Raw genomic sequence first — 24,796 nt, 5'->3', positions numbered from 1 at the left:
GGAGGGCTTCCTTTTTTCCGTCTTGATCAGAGCATACCCTGCAATGCCGGATGCACCAGCTTGCCGCCGTCAATATTGATGCCGACGCGCAGCGGCTCGAAATCGCGCCACTCGTTGCCGCCGGCCAGACGCTGCACGTACGGCAGGATGGCCGCCGAAATGGCTACCGACGAGGTCTGCGGCACCGCGCCCGGCATATTGGTGACGCAGAAATGCGTCACGCCGTGCACGTCATAGGTCGGCTCCTTCCAGGTGGTCGGCTTCGAGGTTTCGAAGCAGCCGCCCTGATCGATGGAGATATCGACCAGCACGCTGCCCGGCTCCATCGTCTTGACCATGGCTTCGGTGACAACTCGCGGCGCCTTGGCACTGGGGATCAGCACGGCGCCGACCACGATGTCGGCATTGCGCACTTCCTCGGCCACCGACGACTCATAGGCGTAAAGCGCCGTCACGTTCGGACCCATCGCCATCATTTCGGCCAGGCGATCCTGACGCTTGTCGAACACCACCACGTTGGCACCGGCGGCGGCGGCCAGCGCAGCCGCATTGCCACCGGCAGCACCGGCGCCCAGCACAACCACCTTGCCGCGCGGCGTGGAGGCCATGCCGCCCAGCAGCTTGCCCTTGCCGCCCTGCGGACGATGCAGCAGCGTAGTGCCGATCTGCGTGGCGATACGACCGGCGATCACCGACATCGGCAGCAGCAGCGGCAACACGCCGTTTTCTTCCACCGATTCGAACGCCACGCCGGTCAGACCGATATCCAGCAGGCTCTTGGTCAGCGCCGGCTCGGCGGCCAGATGCAGGTAGCAGAACAGCAAATGATGCTTTTTCAGCAGCGCCAGATCGCCAGCGACCGGCTCCTTCACCTTGACGATCAGCTCGCCGGCTTCATACAACGCCGCGGCATCGTCCGCGATCTTGATGCCGGCGCTGCTGTAGGCCTCATCGGAAAAGCCGCTTTTCAGGCCGGCACCGGCCTGGATGAACACTTCGTGCCCACGGCGCACCAGATCGGCGGCGGCGGCGGGTACCAAGGCAACACGACCTTCGAGGGTCTTGGTTTCGGAGGGGATACCGATACGCATGGGGAGGCAGTCCTGTTGTTGTCATTGCAGGCGCTGTGGGGAGGCGCCAGATAGGGTTGGTTGCTGGGTTGTATTGGGGTTGGTAAACGTCAATAGCCGTAACGCTTGAATCGCAGGGCTGCGTTCCCCATCCTTGCGGATGGAAAGCTGCCGTCCCGAACAGTCCTTTCGACTGACACAAAGACGACGCGAACGACTATCAAGCTGCGATCAAAGCGTCCAGCAAACCCAAGGATTATACCCATGAGCACCGTCACCAAACACAGCCGCCTGTTGATCCTCGGTTCCGGCCCCGCTGGCTACACCTCGGCGGTGTACGCCGCGCGCGCCAACCTGAAGCCGACCATGATCACCGGCCTGCAGCAGGGCGGCCAGCTGATGACCACGACCGACGTGGACAACTGGCCGGGCGATGTCGAGGGTCTGCAGGGTCCGGACCTGATGAAGCGCATGGCCGAACACGCCGAGCGTTTCCATACCGAGATGATCTTCGACCACATTCATTCAGTGGACTTGAAGCAGCGCCCGTTCGTGCTCAAGGGCGACTCCGGCACGTATACCGCCGATGCGCTGATCATCTCCACCGGCGCTACCGCCAAATATCTGGGCATCGCCTCGGAAGAGAAGTTCAAGGGCCGCGGCGTCTCCGCCTGCGCCACCTGCGACGGCTTCTTTTTCCGCGAGCAGGACGTGGTGGTGATCGGTGGCGGCAACACCGCCGTCGAGGAAGCGCTATACCTGTCCAACATCGCGAAAAAGGTTTACCTGGTGCACCGCCGTGACAAGCTGCGTGCCGAAAAGATCATGCAGGACAAGCTGTTCGAGAAAGCCGCTGCCGGCAAGATCGAGCTGGTGTGGAACGCAGGTATCGACGAGGTGCTGGGCGATGACTCCGGCGTCACCGGGGTGCGCGTGAAGGATGTCGAGACCGGCGTCACCCGCGAGATCGAGGCGACCGGGTTCTTCGTGGCGATCGGCCATACGCCAAACACTGGCATCTTCGACGGGCAGTTGGAGATGCACGACGGCTACATCCAGATCCAAACCGGCCTCAAGGGCATGGCGACGATGACTTCAGTACCCGGCGTGTTTGCCGCCGGCGACGTGGCCGATCACGTTTATCGCCAGGCGATCACGTCGGCCGGTTTCGGTTGCATGGCCGCGCTCGACGCCGAGCGATGGCTTGAGCAGGAAACGCACTCGGTAGCAGCACCCGAAATCGCCGTGCCTGCGACTGTCGGCTGAACACCACGGTACGAGGCTGATCAAATGCAGGCTGCGCCGGCGTTGGCAGCCTGCGTTACCGTAACAGCGTCATGACCGAAATCCATGTTCTCGACAATCTGGCCAGCGTCGATGCTGCGCAGTGGGATGCGTTGATCGCCGATGGCAATCCGTTCGTCTGCTACGCCTTTCTGCGCGGCATGGAAGAGCACGGATGCCTGCGCCACGACTACGGCTGGCAGGCGCATCATCTGGCTATTTACCACGACGGCAAACTGGTCGCCGCAGCGCCGGCGTATCTGAAAGGCAACTCGCACGGCGAATTCGTGTTCGACTTTTCCTGGGCCAATGCCTTCGAACGCGCGGGCGGTGATTACTACCCGAAACTGCTCGGCGCCGCGCCCTACTCGCCAGTACCCGGCCCGCGCCTGCTCGCCACCAACGATACCGACAAGAGAAAATTGGTCGCCGGGCTTGTGGCCGAAACCGAGCGGCTCGGGCTGTCGTCGGCACACGTCAATTTTCTGCTCGAGGCCGACCTCCCCGCGTTCGATGAGCGCTGGCTGCAGCGCTTCGACTGGCAGTTTCACTGGCACAACCGCGGCTACCGGCACTTCGAAGCGTTTCTCACCGGGCTGACGGGAAAGAAGCGGAAAAACATCCGCCAGGAGCGCCGCCAAGCCAGCGACTCCGGCCTGCAGATCGCCATGGAAGCAGGCAGCACGATCAGCGACAGCGACTGGCGCGCACTGCACGCGCTCTATGAAACCACCTTCGACATGAAAGGCAACCATGCGGCGATGACGCTACCGTTTTTCCGGCACCTCGGCCGCTCGCTGGGGGATCGTGTGCAGGTGGCCACGGCGCGCATGGACGGACGCATCGTGGCGATGGCACTGTTCATGGTTGGCAACAGCACGCTCTATGGCCGCTACTGGGGCAGCGTAGTCGAGGTGCCAGGGCTGCATTTCGAACTGTGCTACTACCTCGGCATCGAGTTCTGCATCGCCAATCAGCTGCAGACGTTCGAGCCCGGCGCGCAAGGCGAGCACAAGATGGCCCGCGGCTTTCTGCCAACCCGCACGCATTCACGCCACTACCTGGTCAACGAAAGTTTTGATCTCGCGGTGCGCAACGCCCTGGTGCATGAAGCGCATTCGCGTGAGGCTTATTACGAAGAGTTGATGGAGCACTCGCCATATGCCCCGACTCGCCCCAGACCCTGATTGTTTGCCAGGGCAAAACGGGGCAAAACCCAACGGGCTACTCGTGTTGATCCAGACAAAACATTCTCTGAATTCCAAAAGCCGACACACATAATCCTCACCCATAAAAAGGCCGAGGGAATCTCTCCCCTCGGCCTCCAAACCTAGCCGGCTATCGGTGGATAGCTAGGCTGGACTTCAGTTCGACTCGGTAAACTGAATCGACGGCGACGATCCGCCGGAGGCAGTACAACTGCCTGCAGTCAGATTATTGGTTTCTCCGGTCGTGCCGGCATCCGCAACACAAGTCGGCGCCGCCGTGCTGCCGGAAGTCACCGCGACATTCACCGTGACCGATGAGCCCGAGTTGAATTCAGCGTCCGATCCGCCGGCGTTGCCGACGACATTGAACTCCGACTCATCCCACACGGTGGCAATTTTAAGAACGCTATCCTTGGCGCTGATGGTGTAGGCCTCGGTGCCATCGGTGAAGACCGTCGTATCGTTGCCACCGGACGCCACGGTGCCCGAGAGCTTCAGATTCGCAAGCTGGGTAATCGGCACATCGGGTGCCGTCACGGCCGCGCTGTTTTTATAGCAATCGCCACCGCCATCGCTTCCAAATCCGCTCGGACACGAACTGCCGCCGTAGCCGATCAGCCAATACTGCATGAAGACCGCGGCCTCACCCTGGGTGCTGTAGTCCGGCGAATAAATGAATTGCTGCCACACCGTGCAGCCGGAGTGGCTCTTGCAAACGGATGTGGTCGCATTCGCGTTGGAATTGATCTGAAGCGTATATTCGTTTGCGCCGAGGATACCGCCACCACCAAACGCGGCAACGCCGACGCTTTGTTCCGATGTCACGCCAGTCACCGAGGGAAAGGTTCCGACCGTTCCGGTGATCAGGCCTGAAACTTCGGCGACATAATCATCACCGTTGCCCGTCGTTTGCGTTGCACCCGATAGCGAGTTAAGGCGTGACACCTTTCGTGGGAGTGGATGGCTGCGTGGGGTCACCACATTGCATCCGACCTGCTTCCAAAGGATGCTGGGATACGTGGCATGAAAGCAGCCTTCCGCCGGCGGCGTGGTGTGCGAGATGTCTTCGCGCCAGCTCGCGCGCGCCTGCGTTTCTGCCTGACTGACCATTTGCTCATCGCCCGCTGCTGGCGCGGCGATAGCGGATGGAAGCCACGCTGCGCCAGCAAGGCTTGCGAGAACTGCGACCTGGACCATGCAACGTGCGGCCGGTTTCATCTTCAAATGCATACATCTCTCCCATTGTTTTCGGCTCTGGACCATCCAAGAGTCGACTTCCCAAAACATGTACAGCACCATCAAATGAAACTTTGGAGACGAGGTTTTCAGCTTCAACCCTGGAATCTATCTCCGCCCAAAAAGACTTGGCTACTGGAGGTTTTTTCAGTGATGCTCATAGGTTGTTGGCGCAAGAACATGCGGAAAAGACACGCATTTGTCTGACCCGACGATCTTGACTACTGGATGGCTTTCAAGGTTCTCTCTGTAGAAATGAGCTCACATCACCAACCAGCGGATTTTCCACTTTGCCATTACGACCTTGGCGTCGAGTTCTGCATCGCCCACAAGCTGCAGGTCTTCGAGTCTGCGCGAGGGGAAAGCGCAAGATGATGCGTCGCTTTCTGCAAGCCAGTTCGCATTTGCACCGCTGCCTGGTCAATGCGAATTTTGATTTGACGGCACACCAATCGTTGGTGGTGGAGCACTCGCCATACGCATCCACCCGCATCGAACCATGATCGTCTTGCCGCAGCTGCATGCAGGGATACTCGAAGCCTTTCCAAATCCGCAGCGTGCGCTGAGCCAGCCGAACGGACTGCTCGCCTTCGGTGGCGATCTCTCACCCGATCGCCTGCTCGACGCCTATCGCCATGGCATCTTTCCCTGGTTCAACGAAGGTGAGCCGATCCTGTGGTGGTCACCTGATCCACGCTGCGTATTTCGCACCGACGCTCCACATGTCAGCCGGAGCACGCGCCGATCGCTGGCGAGCTGTGGCTGGACGGTGACGGTAGATCGCGCGTTCGATCGCGTTATTCGCGGTTGTGCTGGTGAGCGTGCAAAGGAACGCGGCACCTGGATTAGTCCCGCGATGATGCAAGCGTATGAAACACTGCATCATCGCGGCGATGCGCATAGCGTGGAAATCTGGAATGGAACGAATCTCGTCGGCGGTATCTACGGCGTGGCAACCGGCAAACTGTTTTGTGGCGAGTCCATGTTCAGTGCCGTCAGCGGTGGATCGAAAGCTGCGCTGATCGCGCTATGCGCGCTACTGGCGGAGCGTGGCTATCCATTGCTTGATGCGCAGGTGACCAATCCGCATCTGATCAGCATGGGCGCTGTCGAAATAGCGCGAGACGATTTTCTCGCGCAGGTAGCCGCGCTCACGGCCATGCATGTTCCTTCTGGAAACTGGCAAGACGCGACGACCACTTTTCTGCCCTGACGGCGCGGCCCGAATGAGCCGTTCCGCCACTTCAAACCAAGCTCAGTTGAGCTCGTCGGGATTCGGACCCATACGGTTGCCACCATCGAGACCGTTGATCTTTTTCAGCTGATCGTTGCTCAGCTCGAAGTCGAACACGTCGAAGTTTTCCTTGATGCGCGACGGCGTCTGCGATTTCGGAATCACCATATGACCCAGTTGCAGATGCCAACGGATAATGACCTGCGCAGCGGTCTTGCCATGGGCGTCGGCGACTTCCTTGATGATCTTGTTTTTCAGCAGATCGCCACCCTGCCCGAGCGGACTCCAGGCTTCGGTGACGATGCCCTTGGACTTGTTGAAGCCAGCCACATCGACCTGCGCAAAATCCGGATGCAGCTCGATCTGGTTGACTACCGGTACGACGTCGGTTTCCTTGATCAGTTTCTCGAGATGCTTCGGCTGGAAATTCGATACACCGATCGACTTGATGCGCCCCTCATCGCGCAAACGGATGAAGGCTTTGAACGTATCAACATACAGGTCTTTCGCGGGACACGGCCAATGGATCAGATAAAGGTCGACGTAATCCTGCCTGAGCTTGTCCATGCTGGCATCGAAAGCCTTCAATGTGGCATCGAAGCCCTGATCGCCGTTCCACAGCTTGGTCGTCAGAAAAATGTCGCTGCGCGACAGGCCCGAATCGCGGATCGCTTCGCCTACGCCTTTTTCATTCTTGTAGAACGCCGCCGTGTCGATCGAACGGTAACCAGCCTTCAGCGCAGTGGCGACTGCGTCAGTGGCCTGCGCGTTGTCGATCTGAAAGACACCGAAACCGAGCTGCGGCGCGTAGATACCATCGTTGAGCTTCAACAGGGATTGCTTGTCAGTCATGCGGTGTTGCTCCATCGGTTTCAAAACCTAAGGAGCAACCATGCACCATCCACCCCTGAAAGCGGCGTGATCAATCCGTGCGCGAAACGTAATGACTGGTCACGTAACCATCGAGGATGCCGACGAATTCGCTGGCGATATTGTCACCACGCAGGGTCATCGCCTTTTCGCCGTCGATGAACACCGGCGCCGCCGGAGACTCGCCGTTGCCCGGCAGCGAAATGCCGATATTGGCGTGCTTGGATTCACCCGGTCCATTGACGATGCAACCCATCACCGCCAGCGTGAGGTTCTCCACGCCGTCGTACTTGATGCGCCACACCGGCATCTGCTCGCGCACGTGTTCCTGCACTTTTTTCGCCAGCTCCTGGAAAAACTCGCTGGTGGTACGGCCGCAGCCGGGGCATGCGGTGACCAGCGGCGTGAACGAGCGCAGGCCCATCGTCTGCAACAGCTCCTGCGCCACGATCACCTCGCCGGTGCGCGCGCCGCCGGGCTCGGGCGTGAGCGAAATGCGAATGGTGTCGCCGATACCTTCCTGCAGCAGCACGGCCAGCGCGGCGCTGGACGCCGTAATGCCCTTCGACCCCATGCCGGCCTCGGTCAAGCCGAGATGCAGGGCGTAGTCGCAGCGCGCGGCCAGATCGCGATAGACCGCGATCAGCTCCTGCACACCCGATACCTTGCACGACAGAATGATGCGATCACGGGCCAGGCCGATTTCCTCGGCACGCGCGGCGGAATCCAGCGCCGAACGGATCAACGCCTCACGCGCCACGTGCGAGGCGTCCCACGGATCGGCACGTTTGGCGTTCTCGTCCATCAGCGTGGCGACCATGCTCTGATCGAGCGAACCCCAGTTGGCGCCGATGCGTACCGGCTTTTTGTATTGGATCGCCTTCTCGATGATCGCGCCGAACTGACTGTCTCTCTTCTTGCCAAAGCCCACGTTGCCGGGGTTGATGCGGTACTTGGCCAGCACTTCGGCGCAGGCCGGCTCGGCCTCCAGCAGCTGGTGGCCGTTGTAGTGGAAGTCGCCGATGATCGGCACACCCACGCCCATCATCGCCAGCCGTTCGGCGATTCGCGGCACCGCGGCGGCGGCGGCCGGTGTATTCACGGTGATGCGCACCAGCTCGGAACCGGCGCGGGCCAGCTCGGCGATCTGTTTGGCGGTGCTCACCGGGTCTTCGGTGTCGGTGTTGGTCATCGACTGCACCACGATCGGCGCACCGCCGCCGACCATGATCTTGCCGATCTGCACACTGACACTGGGGCGACGCTGGGCGGACTCGGCGAGGCGGGGTTTGTTCGAGGAATCGTGGCTCATAGAGGTAACCGGAAAACGCGAAGCGCAAGGTGGCGCGGCAAACGCCAAGGATACCCGATGCTCCGCATGCACCAAGACAACCTCAAGACAGTGGCTTAAGCTGCGCCGACTTCGCGGCTTCCCAGCACGCGCCCTCCCCTTTTCTGCCTGCCTCATCGCCAAATGACCGAGCTTGACCACTCCGCCTCGCCTCACGTGGCGAACTGCACCCTGCCAGCACCAATGCCGGCCGAAGCCATGCGACTGGGCGCCCTGCACAGCTACGGCATTCTGGATACCCCGCGTGAAGGCGCCTTCGACGACATCACCCGGCTGGCGGCGCTGATTTGCGGCGCGCCCATGGCGCTGGTCAGTCTGGTCGATCGTGAGCGGCAATGGTTCAAGAGCGAAATCGGCATTGGTATCAGCGAAACACCGATCAGCAGCTCGATCTGCGCGCATGCGATCCAGCAGACCGACGTATTTATCGTGCCCGACACGCTGCAGGACGAACGCTTTCGGCATAACCCACTGGTCACCGGCGAGCCGCATCTGCGCTTCTATGCTGGCGCATCACTGCGCACCGCCGATGGCCTGCCGCTGGGCACGGTATGTGTGCTGGACACGCAGCCACGCGAGCTGAGCCCCGAGCAGGCTGAAGCGTTGCGGGCGCTGGCCCGCCAAACCATGGCGCAGATCGAATTGCGCCGACTGCTCACGCAGGCGCAGGAATCCAACCACTACCGGCGCCAACTCATGGCGATTGCCGGACACGATCTGAAGACACCGGTGCGCTCGGCAGCGTATGCCATCCGCAAAGTGCAGCGCGAGTTGAGCCCCGAGCAGGGCGCGCCCCTGAATGTCGCCACCGAGGCGCTGGCGCGGATTGATCGCGAGTTCACCCTGCTGGCCACGATGGCAGGTAGCGAAGGAGCAATGGTCGCACCCGATCAAACGGACTTCGACCTCAATGAGGTGCTGGAGCCGATACTCGGCAACTGGCAACGACCCGCTCTAACCAAGGGTCTGCGTTTGCGAAGCGTGCCGACCCACCTGCGTGTGCTCAGCAATCCAACCCTGCTGGCAACCCTGCTCGGCAACCTGCTGAGCAATGCGGTCAAATACACCGAACACGGTTCCGTGCTGATCGGCTGCCGTCGTCGCGGCGATCGCGTCGTGGTGGAAATCATCGACACCGGCCTGGGCATGGACGATCTGCAAACCGGTGAAATGTTCGGCGCGTTCCGCCAGGTCGATACACGCAACGAAGGCCTGGGGCTGGGGTTGTGGATCGTCCGCAGCACGGCCGAATCACTCGGCCACCGGGTTCGCGTGCAATCGACGCTCGGCCGCGGCAGCCGGTTTTCGGTAGAACTGCCGCGCGCCTGAATCATCGCATCCTGGATTATCCGGTCTGGCCGCTCGACGTTTTTCGGCGGAGTGCGACGAGCAGCAGACGCCGCTCAATACGTTCGGCCAAGGTCTGCGGATGTTCCAGATTCATCCGCACCAGCGCCGCCAGCTCTTCGTATACGGGTGCGCCCGGATTCACCGCCGCGCGCAACAGTTGCCACTTGCCGCGCCATGTCGCTTGCGCTGACTGCAACCACGTCAGCGCGCTCAGCAGCAGCTGTTCGGTCTCGGTGAAATCGCTGCCGAACGGAAACTTCGGCAGCAAGCCTTTCTGCTGAAACGGCGCCAGCGCCTCATGTAAATACTCCGGTGTATGACGTCGCCAGATGTCGGGAATCACAAAGTCCCTGGCCAGCTTGCCGTGCGATTTCGCCTCAGCACACAGCGCTTCCAGAAAACGCGCGTCGCTGATCGACAGCATCGCCTCGATGCATTCGCTGTCACTCTTGCCGCGCAGGTCGGCCACGCCGTATTCGGTAATGTACAGATCACGCAGATGACGCGGAATCGTAGCCTGGCCGTAGTTCCAGCGGATGTTGCTGTCGATGCCGCCGCGCACTTTGCGGGTCGCGCGCAGCAGCAGTGCCGAGCGACCGTCCGGCAATTCGTGCGCCATCGCCACGAAGTTGTACTGGCCGCCCACACCGCTGACCACGCCGCCATCGTCGAGCGTGTCGGACACCGCCGCGCCGAGCAACGTGGCCATCATGCAGGTGTTGAAGAAACGTGCACCGCGCCGCTGCAGTGTCGCCAGCGCCTGATGATCGCCGTACAGATGATTGACGTTGGAAACCGGACACATGTCGATCGCGTCCGGATCGGCCGCCTCGGTCGCGGCGAGCCAGTCGTAGAGTTCACGCGTGCCGAGAAAAAACGCGCCACGCAGATAATGGCCACCCGGTGTCGCCGGGTTCAACCTGCCGCTGGCGGAGGCACGCTCCAGCGCCAGATTGTCCCAGCTGCGACGCTTGAGTACGCCAGCGCGCTGCAGGTGCATGAAGCCATCGAGCACCATTTCGCTGGCGCCGTACAAACCTTGTTCGAATGGCGCCAGCCCACCGACGCGTTCGGCTATCGCCTGCGTATTGCCCGTCGTATCCAGTGCCGCCAACGCGCGCTGCCACTGGGCATTTTCCTGCTGCCGCAATAACAACCCTTTGACCAGCGCATCGGACAGCGCACCGATGCCGATCTGCAGGCAGCCACCGTCTTTCACCAACGCGCTGGCATGCAGGCCGAGGGCGTATTCGGCGGTATCGACCGGCAGACGCGGCAAGGCGAAAAGCCGCGGCGAAGCATCGGGACGCAGCTCAAGATCGAAAAAATCTTCAACCACTTCGGCCATGCCGCCCATGTACGGAAGATCCGGATGCACCACTGCCACACACAAAGGCCGTGGCTTCCCGGCAGCTTCGATCTGCCGGAGTAGATCGAGCGTGAGATCCGGATTGCACGACAGGCTGTAATGCACGCCGTCAGAGCCTTCCCGCCGCGCCACCAGCTGCACCAACACGTTGATGTCCTGCAGCGCCAGATCTCGCGCCACGTGGGTATAGTTCTGGCTGATGTAGTTGCGCTGCGCTGCGCCGGAATGCAGCAACGCACCCGACTGCATGTAGAACTCGTGCACCTCGATGTTCGACGGCAGCGCGTCACGGGCCTGATCCAGTGCGTACTGCGGATCGACTTGATCAGCGCCAAAGTGCCGCTGCAGAAATGGCTTGAGAAAACGCGCCTCAAGTCCCGGCTTTGGCTGCGGTCGCGTCAGGGACAGTGCCGTAAACAAGCGCATCGAGCGGCTGGCGTCATCCGCTGTCAGCCGATACAACGCGTTGAGCAACCCATGCGGCTTGCCCAGACCCAGCGGCGCAGCCATGCGCAGATCGACGCCAACGTGATCGGCAATCTGCTTCGCGCACGCTTCAGTGTTGCTCAGTCGGTGCTGGATCGGCATGCGCAGGATGATGCCAGATCAGGTCGACAAATATAGCGATGCGAAAGAATCGAGTGTGCGAGGTGTCGGCACCTTGACGAACCATGACCTAGACTCATCGCATGCCTGCAAAACCATTGATCGCCTCCCCTATTCATCGCCTGCTCGCACAGCAGGCGCTTAGCCGTGCCGCCGGCGCGCCGCTGATCAGCGGTAATGCTGTCGAGCTGCTGATCGACGCACCCGTGCATTACGCCATCTGGCTCAAGGCCATCCGCGGCGCGCAGCATCGGGTACTGCTGGAGAACTACATCATTTGCGATGACGAAGTCGGCCGTGAATTTCGTGATGCGCTGATCGAACGCGCCCAGGCCGGCGTGCTGGTGGCGGTGATTACCGATTGGGTCGGCTGCCTCGGACAATCGCGCAGCGCGTTCTGGCAACCGCTACGTGCCGCCGGCGGCAATGTGCGCGTGTTCAACCCGCCGCAGCTGGGCGAGCCGTTCGGCTGGATCAGCCGCGACCATCGCAAACTGCTGGTGATCGACGGCGTACACGGTTTTCTCTCCGGCGTATGCATCAGCGCGAAATGGCTGGGCAATGCCTCGCGCAACGTGCCGCCGTGGCGCGATACCGGCGTGGCGATACGCGGCCCGGCGGTAACCGAGATCGAGGCAGCGTTTGCGCAAAGCTGGAGTGGCATGGGCGCGGCCCTGCCCGAGTTTTCCGAGCCCTTGGAACCTGCAGAACCAGCCGGCTCGACCGATGTGCGGGTAATCGCCACGCAACCGGCCAGCGCCAGCATGTATCGGCTCGATCAATTGATTGCCGCCATGGCCAGCAAAACGCTTTGGCTCACCGATGCGTACTTTGTCGGCGTGTCGCCGTATGTGCAGGCCCTGATCTCGGCCGCGCGCGACGGCGTGGACGTACGCCTGCTGGTGCCAGGCAGCAGCGATATTCCGGCGGTCGCCGGCATGTCGCGCGCGGGCTACCGACCGCTACTGAAAGCCGGTATCCGCGTATTCGAGTGGAATGGCTCGATGCTGCACGCCAAGACGGCGGTGGCTGATGGCCAATGGGCGCGCGTCGGCTCGTCCAACCTCAATATCGCCAGCTGGCTGGGCAATCACGAAATCGACGTAGCGGTAGAGGACGAAGGCTTCGCCGGCCAGCTCACCGCGCAATACGAGCGCGACCTGGAAAATGCGACCGAGATCGTGCTGGTACCGCGCAAGCGCCGTCATCGCACGACCGAAAAAGTGCGCAGCAGCGAAACACGACCACCACGCGTCCGCCATGCCGGCGGCAGCTCCAGCCGCGCTGCCGTCGGCGCACTGCGCATCGCCAACAGCATGAGCGCGGTACTGACCAATCGTCGCGTGCTCGGCGATGTCTCGATCGGCCCAATGCTGATCGGCACGCTCGCCCTGGTTGCGCTGACTATCGTGGCCATTCTCTGGCCTGCGTCGGTCGCGTGGCCTTTCGCACTGTTCGCTGCATGGTTTGCGCTGAATCTCGCGATTCGCAGCTGGCGACTGCGCAAGCGCCAGCTGCGCAATGCACAAGCCACTGACGACGACTGATCCGGAGCCGATGGCATCGCTGCAATGCCGCTTGCCGCGTCGGTAAAAACTGCACCCGATGGCTATTTTCGTACAGCTGGGTGACATCACCCATGCTAGGCTCGCCCTCCCATGTCTGCGCCCAACGACACACCCACCCGATCGATTCTGACCCCCAGCACGCTCAACCGGCTGGTTCGCGACCTGCTGGGCGACGTGTTTCCGTTCGTGTGGATCGAGGGTGAACTGTCCAATGTGGCAAAGCCCGCCTCGGGGCATTTGTATTTCACCCTGAAGGACAGCGGCGCCCAGGTGCGCTGCGCGATGTTCAAACCAAAGAGCGCATCGCTGCGCTTTCGCCCGGTGGACGGCATGCAGGTGCTGCTGCACGCCAAGGTCGGCCTGTACGAGCCACGCGGCGAATTCCAGCTGGTTGCCGAATCGATGGAGCCTGCCGGCGAAGGCGCACTGCAACGCGAGTTCGAACAGCTCAAGGCGCGGCTCGATGCCGAGGGACTGTTCGCGCAGGCACGCAAGCGCCCACTACCCCGCTATGCCAAGCGCATCGGCGTAATCACCTCGGCCACCGGCGCTGCCGTGCGCGACGTGCTCAGCGTGCTGTCGCGACGATGGCCACTGGCCGATGTCGAGGTGCTGCCGGTACCCGTGCAGGGCCGCGAAGCCCCACCAGCGATCGTCAAAATGCTCAACAAGGCCTCGGCCAGCGGACGCTACGATGTGCTGCTGCTGACCCGCGGCGGCGGCTCGCTCGAGGATCTGTGGGCGTTCAACGACGAGGCTGTCGCCCGCGCCATCCACACCAGCGCCGTACCGGTCGTTTCCGCTGTCGGCCACGAAATCGATTTCAGCATCGCCGACTTCGTCGCCGATCTGCGCGCACCGACGCCGTCAGCCGCCGCCGAACTACTGGTGCCCGATGCCGTGGCAACCATCCGGCACCTGCAACAACTGCAGCAGCGCCTGCTGACCCTGCAACAGCGCAAGCTGCAGGCACACTCGCAGCGCGTCGATCATCTGTTCGCACGTCTGCAGGCGCAGCGACCGCAGGCCCGACTCGCCCGCGACCGCGAACGTCTGATCCACTTGCAGCGCCGCCTCACCGGTGTGCTGCGCGAACAAAGCCAGCAACGCGAGACGCGACTCGAACGCCTGCACAATCGCCTGCTCGCCCAACATCCGCGCACGCGACTGCCATTGCTTGCACGGCGACTGGCCGAACAGGATCAGCGCTTGCGCCGCGCGATCGCACTGACGCTCGAACGCAAGCAGACATCCATCCGCCATACCGGTCGCGCGCTCCATGCGGTGAGTCCGCTGGCCACACTGGATCGGGGTTACGCGATCCTGTTTGACGAAACTGGGCGTGTACTGCGTTCGGTGACGGCAACAAAACAGGACGAACGATTGACCGCAAGGCTGGCCGACGGTGAGTTGCGGGTCAGGGTTTCAGAGGATTGATCGATGCAAGTCAAGATCGCAATCTGGAAGCGATTTACTGAAGAGATTCGCGTTGTGACGAACCTTTTCGCGACTCTGAGAGACCGAATAATTCAAGGTTGAGTCCCCGACTGCACCCAGAGGCTCAGCCAGGAAGGATAATGGTTGCTGTGGAAGATCGTGTTGTTGACCACCAGCACCCGCCGATTCAGGCCCAACGGTTCACCCGTATTCGGATTCACGTCAAAACGCGGGAAGTTGCTGCTGGAAATATCCAGCCGGATCCGGTGTCCTTTCTTGAATACGTTGGCGGTGTCGTAGGGGTTGATATCGAAGCCGTACACCTTGCCCGGCACGATCAACTCACCCTGCTTCAGGCCATCGCGATAGCGTGCCCGGCGAATGCCATCGGTCAGGTTCATCGCAAAACCGGCGGGGTAATCCGCGCTGGGTGGATAGACATCCACCAGCTTGGCCGTGAAGTCGGTATCCGTGCCCGTCGATGCGCCAAACAGATGGATCTGTACCGGCCCCATGACTGTCACGTCATGATCCAGTGGTGCAGTCTCGAAGACCACCACGTCCGAGCGCGAACTCAGCGGCAGGTATGGCGGACGCGAGCCCGGCATATCCGGCCGCTCACGCTGATCATAGGCGCCGTCGGACAAGCGCTTGGAGACACCGCCACCAATCGTCGGCACTGGATGAGATGGATCAAAGGTATAGGTCGTGGATGCTGTTTCGTTGCCCTGCGGCTGCTGGTTCGACAGGCTGCCATCGGCATGCAGGTAGAACTTCAGTTGCTGGGTGTCGGCGGGTGGCCATTGCCTGGCATCGCGCCAATAACCACCATGCTCCAGCCGGCCATGGGCATCTTTATGGCCATCGCCGGTGCCCATCACAAAAAAGTGCACCGGCGCCTGCATAGCCACCGACGTCGTCATATCCTTCAGGTAATAGTCGAACCAGCGCTCGTGGAAACCGACATCGAAATCGGTAATCGCGGCGGCGGGTCCGAAATCGACGTCGCCGGCATAACTGTGAATGTCGCCATGGTGAGTCCATGGTCCGATCAGCAGGCGCTCGGGCGATTTCTTGAACTTGGAGAGCTGCTGCCAGTTTTCGATCGTGCCGCGCAGATAGATGTCGTACCAGCCACCGATATGCAGCATCGGCACATCTGCCGTCTGCTTGTAATACGGCTCCCAGCCCATGCCGATGCTATGCCAATAGGCATCGTCGTCAGCATGGGTGGCCTCGTCCAGATAATAGGCCTCGTAATTGGGTGCGCTGGCCAGCGGACTCAGACCCTTGCGTATAGGCAATGCGGTATACCAGTCATCCAGTTTTTCTTTTTCCAGCCATGCGCGGGTCACCGGATCCTTGCTGTCCTCGATGATCTGCTCCCAGGCCCAGGACAACTGCCGGCCCAGTTCAAAGGCGCCATCGTTGCGTACCGAGTGGTCCCAGGCATTCGACATGCCGCCCATATTCAGCACCAGCGTGCGCAAATGCGGCGGGTTGAGCTTGGACGCATCGGCCTGGGTATGGGCGGCGTACGAGGTGCCATACATGCCCACCTTGCCATCACTGAAGGCCTGCTTGCCGGCCCACTCGATGGTGTCGTAGCCATCATAGGCATCGACGGCGTAGTACTTGGAGAAGACACCCTGCGAGTGATGCCGGCCGCGCATATCTTGCAGAACTACTACGTAACCATGCTTGGCCAGCTGCTCGGCGATCGCGATCGTGGCGGGCTCTTCTTTATCGTAGGGAGTGCGGTGCAGCAGTACCGGCAGTGGCGTGGAAACAGGGGTTCCACCGATAGCAGGACGATAGATATCCGTTGCCAGTTTCAACCCATCACGCATTGGCACCATCACGTCCGTCTGATGCAGCGCCTGTGGATAGTTGCCATCGGTCGTGGCGGGCGGCGCAGCTATCGCAACGGAGATTCCGGCACCGGCGAGCCATACTGATACCAGAACGATTTTTCGACACAAGACACGGAACGAGCTCATTGGAATAGTTGCTTTGCTCTCAAATGGGGCCACCTCAAACTCCACGTAAACACCTTGTGAAAAACACGATCGACGGATCGATTGCCCACCGACTCCCTCAATCCGAGCTAGCCGAAGCCTTATCCGCCAACCGCACGAGCGCACTCGCTGCACTGACAAACTCCGACGGCATCATCACGATGGTCATTGTGTTCTGCTCGGCGCCGACTTCGGTCAGCATCTGCATACGGCGCAGTTCCATCGCCATCGGCATATGCGCCATCTTGGCGGCCGCTTCGGTGAGCTTGAGCGCGGCGTCGTGCTCGGCTTCGGCCTTGATGATGCGGGCGCGCTTTTCGCGATGCGCTTCGGCTTCCTGCGCCATGGCACGCTGCATGGATTGCGGAATTTCCACATCCTTGATCTGCACACGATCAACCATCACGCCCCATGGTTCGGTGACCTTGTCGATGATGTCGCCCAGCATGCTCGAGAGCTTCTCCTGTTCCTTCAGCAATTCGTCCAGCGAGTGCTGGCCCATCACGCTGCGCAGGCTGGTGAGCGCGGTCTGACGCACGGCATCCTCGAAATTGGCTACCTCAACGATTGCCCGTTCGGGGTTGATCACCTTGTACCAGACCACCGCACGCACCTTCACCGGCACGTTGTCATTGGTCATGGTCTCCTGCGGCTCGATGTCCTGGGTGACCACGCGCATGTCGATCATCAGCATGCGATCAATGACCGGAATGATCCAGGTCAGACCCGGGCCTTTGGTGGTCTCGTACTTGCCGAGCCGGAACACCAGACCGCGCTGATACTGCTGCAATACACGAAGACCGGAAATAAGCAGAAACGCGATAAAGACAATCGGTATCAGAACGGACATGGACGTTGCACCCACGACATGAGGAAGTTGCAGGAGATCATTGTACGCCTGCCCAGTCGGGCCAGCGCCTTGCACCAGCGGCGACTCAAGCGGATTCACTGCATCTCACAATCGCTGAACATGCCGCTCTTCTATGCTTGGAGAATTACAGCTCGCAGGACTCCCCGCCATGCTCAAGAAAACCTACCCCTACTACCTCGCCAACCAGCCGCAGCAGCCGAACACCGACTTGGAAGTGCTGGACAAGTACACCGGCAAGGTCGCCACCCGCGTTGCCGTGCCGGATGCCAAAGCGACTGAAAAGGCGATCGTCGCTGCCGTGAAAGCGACCAAGCCGATGCGCGATTTCAAACCGTGGGCGCGGCAGGCGGTTTTGCAGCATTGCGCCAGGCGCTTTGCGGAACGTCGCGACGAGCTGGCTGAAGCGCTGTGCATCGAAGCCGGCAAACCGATCAAGGATTCGGCGGGCGAAGTGACCCGACTGATCGAGACATTTCAGATCGCCGCTGAGGAATCTGTGCGCACCAATGGCAAAACGCTGAACCTTGAGCTGGCCAGCCGTCTGGACGGTTACCACGGCTATACCCGTCGCGTGCCTCTGGGTCCTGTTTCGCTGATCAGTCCATTCAATTTTCCGCTGAACCTGGTCGCGCACAAAGTGGCGCCGGCCATCGGCGCCGGCTGCCCGTTTGTACTGAAGCCCTCGGAAAAAACGCCGATTGGCGCACTGATCATTGGTGAAGTACTGGCCGAGACCGATCTGCCGAAAGGTGCGTTCTCGATCCTCACACTGGACGGCAAACATGCCGATCCGCTGGTCGAAGACGAACGCTTCAAGCTGCTGTCCTTCACCGGCGGCCAGATCGGCTGGGATCTCAAGGCGCGCGCTGGCCACAAAAAAGTGACGCTGGAACTTGGTGGCAACGCGGCCTGCATCGTCGATGCTGACCAAGGCCCGAAGCTCGACTACGTGGTCGAGCGGCTGGTATTCGGTGCGTTCTACCAGTCCGGCCAGAGTTGCATCGGCGTGCAGCGAATCTACGTGCATGACGCCATCTACGACACGCTGAAAAAGAAGCTGGTTACCGCCGTGAAAAAGCTTAAGGCTGGCGATCCAAAATTGAAGGAAACCTTTCTCGGCCCGATGATCGACGTGGCCGCGGCAGAACGCCTGCACGGCTGGATCGAAGAGGCGCGCAAGACCGGCGGCAAGCTGCTGTGCGGCGGCAAGCGCAACGGCAACATGCTCGACGCCACGCTGATGGAGAACGTGCCGGCCGATGCCAAGGCCAACCGGATGGAAGCCTTCGGCCCATTCGCCCTGCTCGCCCGTTTCAGCAAGTTCGACGACGCCATTGCGATGGTCAACGACTCGGACTTCGGACTGCAGGCCGGCATTTTCACCGACAGCCTGGAGCACGCCATGCGCGCGTGGAACGAACTGGAACAAGGCGGCGTGGTGGTCAATGACATCCCCAGCTTTCGCGTCGACAACATGCCGTACGGCGGCGTAAAACTCTCGGGCCTGGGCCGCGAAGGTGTGCGTTACGCGATCGAGGATATGACCGAGCTGCGGTTGATGGTGATGCGCGAACGCTGACCGCGCATTGTTACTCCCACCATCGGCTGCTTATGCGTGGCCGGTGGGCTTTGCCACGGGCATCGTGTTCCATCCCAGCGCTTCGTAGACGTGATACTGCGCGATGCCGATGTATTCATGCAGGGCAACGTCGAAAAGTCCAAGATTGAACGCCTGTGGCCAAAACGCCCATGTCGCCTCGACTTGATCGCCTCTGACGGGGATCGGCTGCATGCTGAAATGCTCGAAATAGATCAGGCTACGACGCAAATGAATGCCCGATGTCACCAGCACCAGCGTTTGCGGATCGTAGGCAAGCATCAGACTCCGGCTGTAGCGGGCGTTCTCGAAAGTATTTCTACTGAGCGTTTCGGCCTGGATATCCTGCGGCGACACGCCCAGCTTGGATAACACGCCGGCGTAAACCGTCGATTCGGCCATGCCGTGATGCTGCGGATCACCACCGCTGACCAGCACCAGGCACTGTTTGCCGGTCGATTTACAGTTGCGATAAAGCACAGCCGCTTGAATGATGCGGCCGTTGGCAAATAGTGTCGGCTGCAGCGGATCACCATCGCTGATCCGGGTGGTGCCAGCGGTGAGAAGCACGATGGCGTTGCGCGATGACCATTGCACGAAAGGCGTCGTCGCGTAGTTCTGCTGCAGGTTATCGAGCAGCCAGGCCGTCACCGGGCCACAGGCTATCGCCAGAAAAAGCACCACTGTAAAAAAAGCAATACTGCGCGCCAGCAAATGCCTACGCGCCCAGCTGGCTGCTGCTGACAAAAGAACAAGCACTCCGAACAGGCTTAGCGTCATGACACCGGTATCTAATGGCGAATGTGTCCAGCGTAACGCAGCCCGCTGGCCAGCGTCTTCAGGACGCCCTACCGATTGGCTGAATCGTTCTTTGCAGGAAACACAGCGGTGACGAATGACCTATTGAACGGGTGACCTGTCGTGACCACGTTGGTCGCATCAAACCGGACGCCCGTCGTGAACAAACCTCTGCTACATCTGCTAACCGCCTTATTTTTCGCCATTGCTGCGCTACCCGGAGTTTCCCAAGCCGCGTCGGAGGGAGACGACTACGTTGCAGTGCAAGTCCCCAACGTGAACCAGGCTGTGGTCTTTTTTCGTGATGTCATGAATTGCAGCGTGATAAGCGACGACAGCCAGGCCCTGACGGCACAGGCTGCGCTGATGGCCTGTGGTCGCGAGACCACCGTTGAAATCACCCAGGCTTCTGGGCACACGCAGCATGCCAGTGCCCTACCACAAGGTCTGACGCTCGATACGGATGATGCCACCAGCGTTGCTGCTTGGCTGCGCGCCAATCACGTTCAACTGATCGGATCGCCTACCCGTCTGACTACTGGGCCGGATGCAGGCAAGATCGCCGTGAGCTTTTTTACACCTTGGGGCCAGCGGTTGCAGTTGGTCAGCCGCATGAAAGCCGATGATTTACTGCAGACCACAACACCTGCGTCCAGGGTGGCGGTGCAATAGAAGGGCTCAAAGGCCGAGGCGAAGCATCTAATTTTGAGGCTCTCTACCGTGCCCGCAACAGTGTCGCGACAGCATTCAGCATGGTCTTCGAGTCGTATGGTTTCAGCAGCATGTCGTAGTTGTGAAAATCTTCCGGGATTTCATCCTTGCTGTAACCGGAGGCGAATACAAACGGCACACCTTGCTCTCGCAGCTGCTCAGCCAGCGGAAACACAAGCTCTTTGCCCAAGTTGACGTCAAGAATTGCCGCATCGAAGTCCTCGCGCTGTGAAACCTTCAGTCCTTCGGCCACGCTGGACACGCCATGCACCTGATAACCCGCGTCAGACAGGACGTCTTCCAGCACCATCGCGATAAACATCTCGTCTTCAACCATTAGAACGTGAGGCCTGTAACCCATAAACCATCTCCTGACCAGTGCGGGACTTCATGCGCCTCGAAAACAAAGCAACCTGAGTGGCTGCAGAATGGCTTTCCATCAGTGACGGGCCTGTGTCGCATCAGTGAATGGCCAGGCCGTGATTCATAACGGATTGAGCGAATTTCTGATCGGTCCGAGAATAAGCACGACCTCGGAGGGCGAATAAGTTGCGCGATCCGGCGTCGGGATCCACCTCTGGGTTAGATCCGAAAAACGGCTAACTACCGCCTTTGTCGCACCAAGCCCGTTTCAGCAAACCGCCTGTAGCTACCGCCATCGGCCGAGGTGTACGCTCCACATCCTCGCTGCGATCAACGCCGGCGACACTCAGGGGAATGGAAAGTCACATGAAAAATCTACTGCTGAACGGCGGCACCGGTCTCACTGGAAAATTCACCGCCTGGAAGATTCTCGTTCCTGTTGTCGTCATCGCGGTTTTTTTGAATAGCGTTTTCGTCATCTCGCCCAGCGAAGAGGCAGGTACGCGCTGGCTCGGCGGTACGCCGATGACTACTGCACCGCTGACCACCGGCATGCACTTCAAAGTACCGTTCTTCGAAAATGTGGATCGTATCCAGACCAGCCGCTCGGTCTACACACTCAACGCTTTGGACGTCTATACCAACGACAACCAGAAAGTCACCATCGACCTCAGCATCATCTACCAGATCCCCAGTGCGGCGGTGATGAACCTGCTTTACCACGTCGGCCGTGCCGGCAACTTCGATATCGACGGCACCATTCTGCCGGTTGTTCGCGATCGCGCGCTGGCTGCCTTCGCTCAGTACAACACGCTGACCATCTCCGATCAGCGCGCGCAGATCACGCTGCAGATGCGCAAGGACGTCAGCGAGGCCTTGCAGCGACTGTTCGGCGTCGACACCATCGATGTGCAGCTCACTGGCATCCACTACTCGCCGGTGTTCGATCAGTCCATCGAAGAAGCGGTACGTGCGAAGAACCTTGCCGTGCAGGCCGAAAACACCGTCGCGCAAAAGAAATTCGAAGGCCAGCAGAAAACCGTTACCGCCTCCGCCGAGGCCCAGGCCTCCGTCGAACGCGCCACCGGCGAAGCACAGTCCACCGTGCTGCAAGCCGATGCCCAAGCCAAGGCCATTGCGACCGTCGGCAACGCCCTGAAAACCAACCCCGACTACGTCCACTTCTACGGCATGCAACGCTGGAACGGCATCCTGCCACAAGTCGTCGGCTCCGGCTCGATACCGATGATTGATCTGAAGAGTGGGGATGCAGGGAAGTAGTCGGAACCGACTGATCCCTACTTCAATCAACCGATCCGCACCTCCTTGTGCAAAACAGGGAGGCGCATTTTTGTCAAAGCGCTAACACCAATTGTATATCTATCCGACGTACAACCATTAGCTGCCACGCACCCGCAATGTCAGCCCCTTCAAAAAATTCCGCAGCAGCTGATCCCCGCACAGCCTGAAATTCTTGTGGTCAGGCTGGCGAAACAGCGCGCTGAGTTCCGGCTTGGAAATCGGAAAGCCTGCGTCGGCGAGGATCTGGTGCATGTCCACATCTTTCAGCTCGAAGGCCACGCGCAGTTTCTTCAGCACCACATTGTTGGTGACGCGCTTTTCCACCGGCCGCGGCGGCAGGCTTTCGTCGCGGCCGCGGCGCTGCACCACCAAACCATCGAGGAAGTGCGCCAGCACGCTGTTGCTGCACTCCACGTAGCCGGCGTCCTCGTCCTTTTTCAAAAATGCCTGCACATCCTCTTTCTCGATTGGGAAATTCGCATCGGCGAGTTTGGTGATTTCCACCACCTTGCCATCGCTGAGGTCGAGCATGTAGCGGATGCTGCGCAGTACGTCGTTGTTGATCATGTCGTTCCGATGGTGTCGCCAAAGTCGACATGCTACCGCGCCTTGCACCCTCAACCCCTTTTTCGCCGTGGCTGCGTTTCATCTAGCACACCACCGGAGGAGGACCCGTCCCATGAATCTGAAAACCCTGTTATGCAGTCTGCTGGTCGCCCTGCTGGTATGGCTGGCCGGCTGCGACGTATCAAAGCCCCAACCGGACAAGCCGGCGCTGCCCACGCCGCCGCCATCCCATCCACAACAAACCCAGCCTAAGACACCGGCGGATTCATCAGGACAGTCATCCACGACACCGCAGCCGTCGGCCATGGCGACCACGGCGGTACACGCCTCGACAAGCTCACATAGCGAGGCTCTGGCCGTTAACGCTCTTCAAAGAAAGACCCTGCCGATGATGCCTGCACCCATGCCTGCGCCTACGCCGCCCATGCCGATCCAGGAAATGTCGATGCCGGCGCCAGCCCCCGCCATGGCGATGCGGATCACCGGCGGCAACGCGATGCGTATCGGCTACATGCCGCTGCAGCCGATGCCGGGCGACATCGACCGCGAGAATTACACGCACCGCGATACCAATTCCGTGCAGCTGGTCAGCGAACAGCCGGTGTCGACCTTCAGCATCGATGTCGACACCGGCTCGTACACCAACGTGCGACGCATGTTGAACGAGGGGCAGTTGCCGCCGGCCGATGCGGTGCGCGCCGAGGAATTCATCAACTACTTCGACTACGGCTATACGCCGCCGGCCAGTCGCGAGCAGCCTTTCAGCGTCACCACCGAGCTGGCGCCAGCGCCGTGGAACGCCAAACGACAGCTGCTGCTGGTCGGCATCCAGGGCTACCGCGTGCCGAAGGAAGAGATTCCCCCATCCAACCTGGTCTTCCTCATCGATACCTCCGGCTCGATGAACGAGCCAGCCAAGCTGCCGCTGCTGCAGGCATCACTCAAGCAGCTGGTGCGCGAGCTGCGCAAGCAGGATCGCGTGGCCATCGTCACGTATGCGGGTACTGCCGGCATTGCCCTGCCCTCCACGCCCGGCGATCAGCACGCCACGATCGATGCTGCCATTGATAGCCTCCAGGCCTACGGTTCGACCAACGGCGGCGCCGGTATCGACATGGCCTACGCCCAGGCCGAGCAGGGTTTCATCAAGGGCGGCGTGAATCGGGTCATCCTTTCCACCGATGGCGACTTCAATGTCGGCACCGTCAGCGAAGACGCGCTGAAAACCAAGATCGAGGACAAACGGAAAACCGGCATTACGCTCACCACACTCGGCTTCGGCGAAGGCAACTACAACGACGCGATGGGCGTGATGCTGGCCGATGCCGGCAACGGCAGTCACCACTACATCGACAGCCTGCAGGAAGGACGCCGTGTTTTGGTCGATGAGATGTCATCCACTTTGTTGACGATTGCCAAGGACGTGAAAATCCAGGTCGAATTCAACCCCACACAAGTGCAGGAATACCGTCTGATCGGTTACGAGAAGCGCATGCTCAAGCGTGAGGATTTCAACAACGACAAGGTCGATGCCGGTGAAATTGGTGCCGGCGCCAACGTCACCGCCATCTATGAGATCACACCCAAAAGCTCGGACGCTGGTCGTATCGATCCGCTGCGCTACGCGCAAGATGGCGAACAAAAGCCTTCCGCCACGCGTAGCGGCGAACTGGCCTTTCTGCGCTTGCGCTACAAGCTGCCCGACCAGTCGCAAAGCCGGTTGATCGAAACGCCGATCGCAGCTCAGCCACAAACTACCGCGAGTAGCCGTTTGCGCTATGCCGCGGCCGTGGCCGCATTCGCCGATGCACTGCGCGGCGGCAAATATCTGGACGGCTACGGCTATGCGCAGATCGCGATGCTGGCGGCTGGCGCGCGCGGCGACGATGCCAACGGCTATCGCGCCGGTTTCGTACAGCTGGTGAACCTGGCTGATGGACTGTCGACGCGCACGCAGGTGGAAGCTGCCACGGCCGCGCGCTGAGT

General features: G+C 60.6%; 20 protein-coding genes. 10 read left to right on the top strand and 10 right to left on the bottom strand.

Translation table 11 applies throughout. The features are described 5' to 3' along the window. Nucleotides 1-26 precede the first annotated feature (26 nt). Complete coding sequence (ald, locus tag HDE80_RS07275; protein ID WP_184669334.1) at nt 27-1,091, bottom strand: alanine dehydrogenase; 1,065 nt, start codon at nt 1,089-1,091, stop codon at nt 27-29. Between the two features lie 243 nt (nt 1,092-1,334). Between ald and trxB the strand changes: the two genes are divergently transcribed. Next, nucleotides 1,335-2,336 carry a thioredoxin-disulfide reductase gene (gene trxB, locus HDE80_RS07270; RefSeq protein WP_184669333.1) on the top strand — a complete coding sequence of 334 codons (1,002 nt, stop codon included), beginning with the start codon at nt 1,335-1,337 and terminating at the stop codon, nt 2,334-2,336. A gap of 71 nt (nt 2,337-2,407) precedes the next feature. After that, a complete protein-coding gene (locus tag HDE80_RS07265; RefSeq protein WP_184669332.1) occupies nt 2,408-3,541 on the top strand; it encodes a GNAT family N-acetyltransferase in 1,134 nt (377 codons plus the stop codon). Nucleotides 3,542-3,718: 177 nt separating this feature from the next. Here HDE80_RS07265 and HDE80_RS07260 read toward each other — a convergent pair whose 3' ends face one another. Beyond that, nucleotides 3,719-4,792, bottom strand: a complete 1,074-nt coding sequence (locus tag HDE80_RS07260) for a hypothetical protein (protein WP_345776421.1) — start codon at nt 4,790-4,792, stop codon at nt 3,719-3,721. A gap of 505 nt (nt 4,793-5,297) precedes the next feature. Between HDE80_RS07260 and aat the strand changes: the two genes are divergently transcribed. Further along, entirely contained in the window at nt 5,298-6,011 is a 714-nt protein-coding gene (aat, locus tag HDE80_RS07255) for a leucyl/phenylalanyl-tRNA--protein transferase (protein ID WP_184669331.1), read from the top strand. A gap of 42 nt (nt 6,012-6,053) precedes the next feature. Here aat and HDE80_RS07250 read toward each other — a convergent pair whose 3' ends face one another. Next, a complete protein-coding gene (locus tag HDE80_RS07250; RefSeq protein WP_184669330.1) occupies nt 6,054-6,884 on the bottom strand; it encodes an aldo/keto reductase in 831 nt (276 codons plus the stop codon). Between the two features lie 70 nt (nt 6,885-6,954). Next, nucleotides 6,955-8,214, bottom strand: a complete 1,260-nt coding sequence (ispG, locus tag HDE80_RS07245; protein WP_184669329.1) for a flavodoxin-dependent (E)-4-hydroxy-3-methylbut-2-enyl-diphosphate synthase — start codon at nt 8,212-8,214, stop codon at nt 6,955-6,957. A 162-nt stretch (nt 8,215-8,376) separates the two neighbouring features. Here ispG and HDE80_RS07240 point away from each other — a divergent pair, with 162 nt between their 5' ends. Continuing rightward, entirely contained in the window at nt 8,377-9,582 is a 1,206-nt protein-coding gene (locus HDE80_RS07240; protein WP_255483623.1) for a GAF domain-containing sensor histidine kinase, read from the top strand. Nucleotides 9,583-9,598: 16 nt separating this feature from the next. On the opposite strand, the gene HDE80_RS07235 is transcribed toward HDE80_RS07240, so the two are convergent. Beyond that, entirely contained in the window at nt 9,599-11,560 is a 1,962-nt protein-coding gene (locus HDE80_RS07235) for an acetyl-CoA hydrolase/transferase C-terminal domain-containing protein (RefSeq protein WP_184669327.1), read from the bottom strand. A gap of 101 nt (nt 11,561-11,661) precedes the next feature. Here HDE80_RS07235 and HDE80_RS07230 point away from each other — a divergent pair, with 101 nt between their 5' ends. Together HDE80_RS07230 and xseA are read left to right on the top strand one after the other, a co-directional pair. Continuing rightward, nucleotides 11,662-13,125, top strand: coding sequence for a phospholipase D-like domain-containing protein (locus HDE80_RS07230; RefSeq protein ID WP_184669325.1), 1,464 nt, complete (start codon nt 11,662-11,664; stop codon nt 13,123-13,125). 111 nt (nt 13,126-13,236) lie between these two features. Beyond that, complete coding sequence (gene xseA / locus HDE80_RS07225; protein ID WP_184669324.1) at nt 13,237-14,583, top strand: exodeoxyribonuclease VII large subunit; 1,347 nt, start codon at nt 13,237-13,239, stop codon at nt 14,581-14,583. 92 nt (nt 14,584-14,675) lie between these two features. Here the strand turns inward: xseA and HDE80_RS07220 are convergent, their stop codons facing one another. Both HDE80_RS07220 and HDE80_RS07215 read right to left on the bottom strand, forming a co-directional pair. Beyond that, nucleotides 14,676-16,583 carry a CocE/NonD family hydrolase gene (locus HDE80_RS07220; protein ID WP_184669321.1) on the bottom strand — a complete coding sequence of 636 codons (1,908 nt, stop codon included), beginning with the start codon at nt 16,581-16,583 and terminating at the stop codon, nt 14,676-14,678. Nucleotides 16,584-16,680: 97 nt separating this feature from the next. After that, nucleotides 16,681-17,451 (bottom strand): slipin family protein, encoded by a 771-nt coding sequence (locus HDE80_RS07215; RefSeq protein WP_184669318.1) that lies wholly within the window; start codon nt 17,449-17,451, stop codon nt 16,681-16,683. 169 nt (nt 17,452-17,620) lie between these two features. On the opposite strand from HDE80_RS07215, the gene HDE80_RS07210 reads away from it, so the two are divergent. Then, complete coding sequence (locus HDE80_RS07210) at nt 17,621-19,051, top strand: aldehyde dehydrogenase family protein (RefSeq protein ID WP_184669316.1); 1,431 nt, start codon at nt 17,621-17,623, stop codon at nt 19,049-19,051. Between the two features lie 30 nt (nt 19,052-19,081). Here HDE80_RS07210 and HDE80_RS07205 read toward each other — a convergent pair whose 3' ends face one another. Then, nucleotides 19,082-19,816: a YdcF family protein gene (locus HDE80_RS07205; RefSeq protein WP_255483622.1), complete on the bottom strand. Its 735-nt coding sequence runs from the start codon at nt 19,814-19,816 to the stop codon at nt 19,082-19,084. A 174-nt stretch (nt 19,817-19,990) separates the two neighbouring features. Here HDE80_RS07205 and HDE80_RS07200 point away from each other — a divergent pair, with 174 nt between their 5' ends. Continuing rightward, on the top strand, nt 19,991-20,539 hold the full coding sequence (locus tag HDE80_RS07200) for a VOC family protein (RefSeq protein ID WP_184669311.1): 549 nt from the start codon (nt 19,991-19,993) through the stop codon (nt 20,537-20,539). A 43-nt stretch (nt 20,540-20,582) separates the two neighbouring features. Here the strand turns inward: HDE80_RS07200 and HDE80_RS07195 are convergent, their stop codons facing one another. Next, on the bottom strand, nt 20,583-20,939 hold the full coding sequence (locus HDE80_RS07195; protein ID WP_184602388.1) for a response regulator: 357 nt from the start codon (nt 20,937-20,939) through the stop codon (nt 20,583-20,585). Nucleotides 20,940-21,307: 368 nt separating this feature from the next. Between HDE80_RS07195 and HDE80_RS07190 the strand changes: the two genes are divergently transcribed. Beyond that, nucleotides 21,308-22,222 (top strand): prohibitin family protein, encoded by a 915-nt coding sequence (locus tag HDE80_RS07190; protein WP_184602389.1) that lies wholly within the window; start codon nt 21,308-21,310, stop codon nt 22,220-22,222. 117 nt (nt 22,223-22,339) lie between these two features. On the opposite strand, the gene HDE80_RS07185 is transcribed toward HDE80_RS07190, so the two are convergent. Continuing rightward, the gene (locus HDE80_RS07185) at nt 22,340-22,810 is read right to left on the bottom strand and encodes a DUF1456 family protein (protein WP_184669309.1); all 471 of its coding nucleotides are present in this window, start codon (nt 22,808-22,810) and stop codon (nt 22,340-22,342) included. Between the two features lie 112 nt (nt 22,811-22,922). Between HDE80_RS07185 and HDE80_RS07180 the strand changes: the two genes are divergently transcribed. Beyond that, a complete protein-coding gene (locus HDE80_RS07180; RefSeq protein WP_184669307.1) occupies nt 22,923-24,794 on the top strand; it encodes a VWA domain-containing protein in 1,872 nt (623 codons plus the stop codon). Nucleotides 24,795-24,796 lie beyond the last annotated feature (2 nt).

The organism is Rhodanobacter sp. A1T4 (assembly GCF_014207185.1).
Classification (GTDB): Bacteria; Pseudomonadota; Gammaproteobacteria; order Xanthomonadales; family Rhodanobacteraceae; genus Rhodanobacter.
Note: the sequence above shows the minus strand (reverse complement) of the source record. Positions and strands in the feature narration are given on the sequence as shown.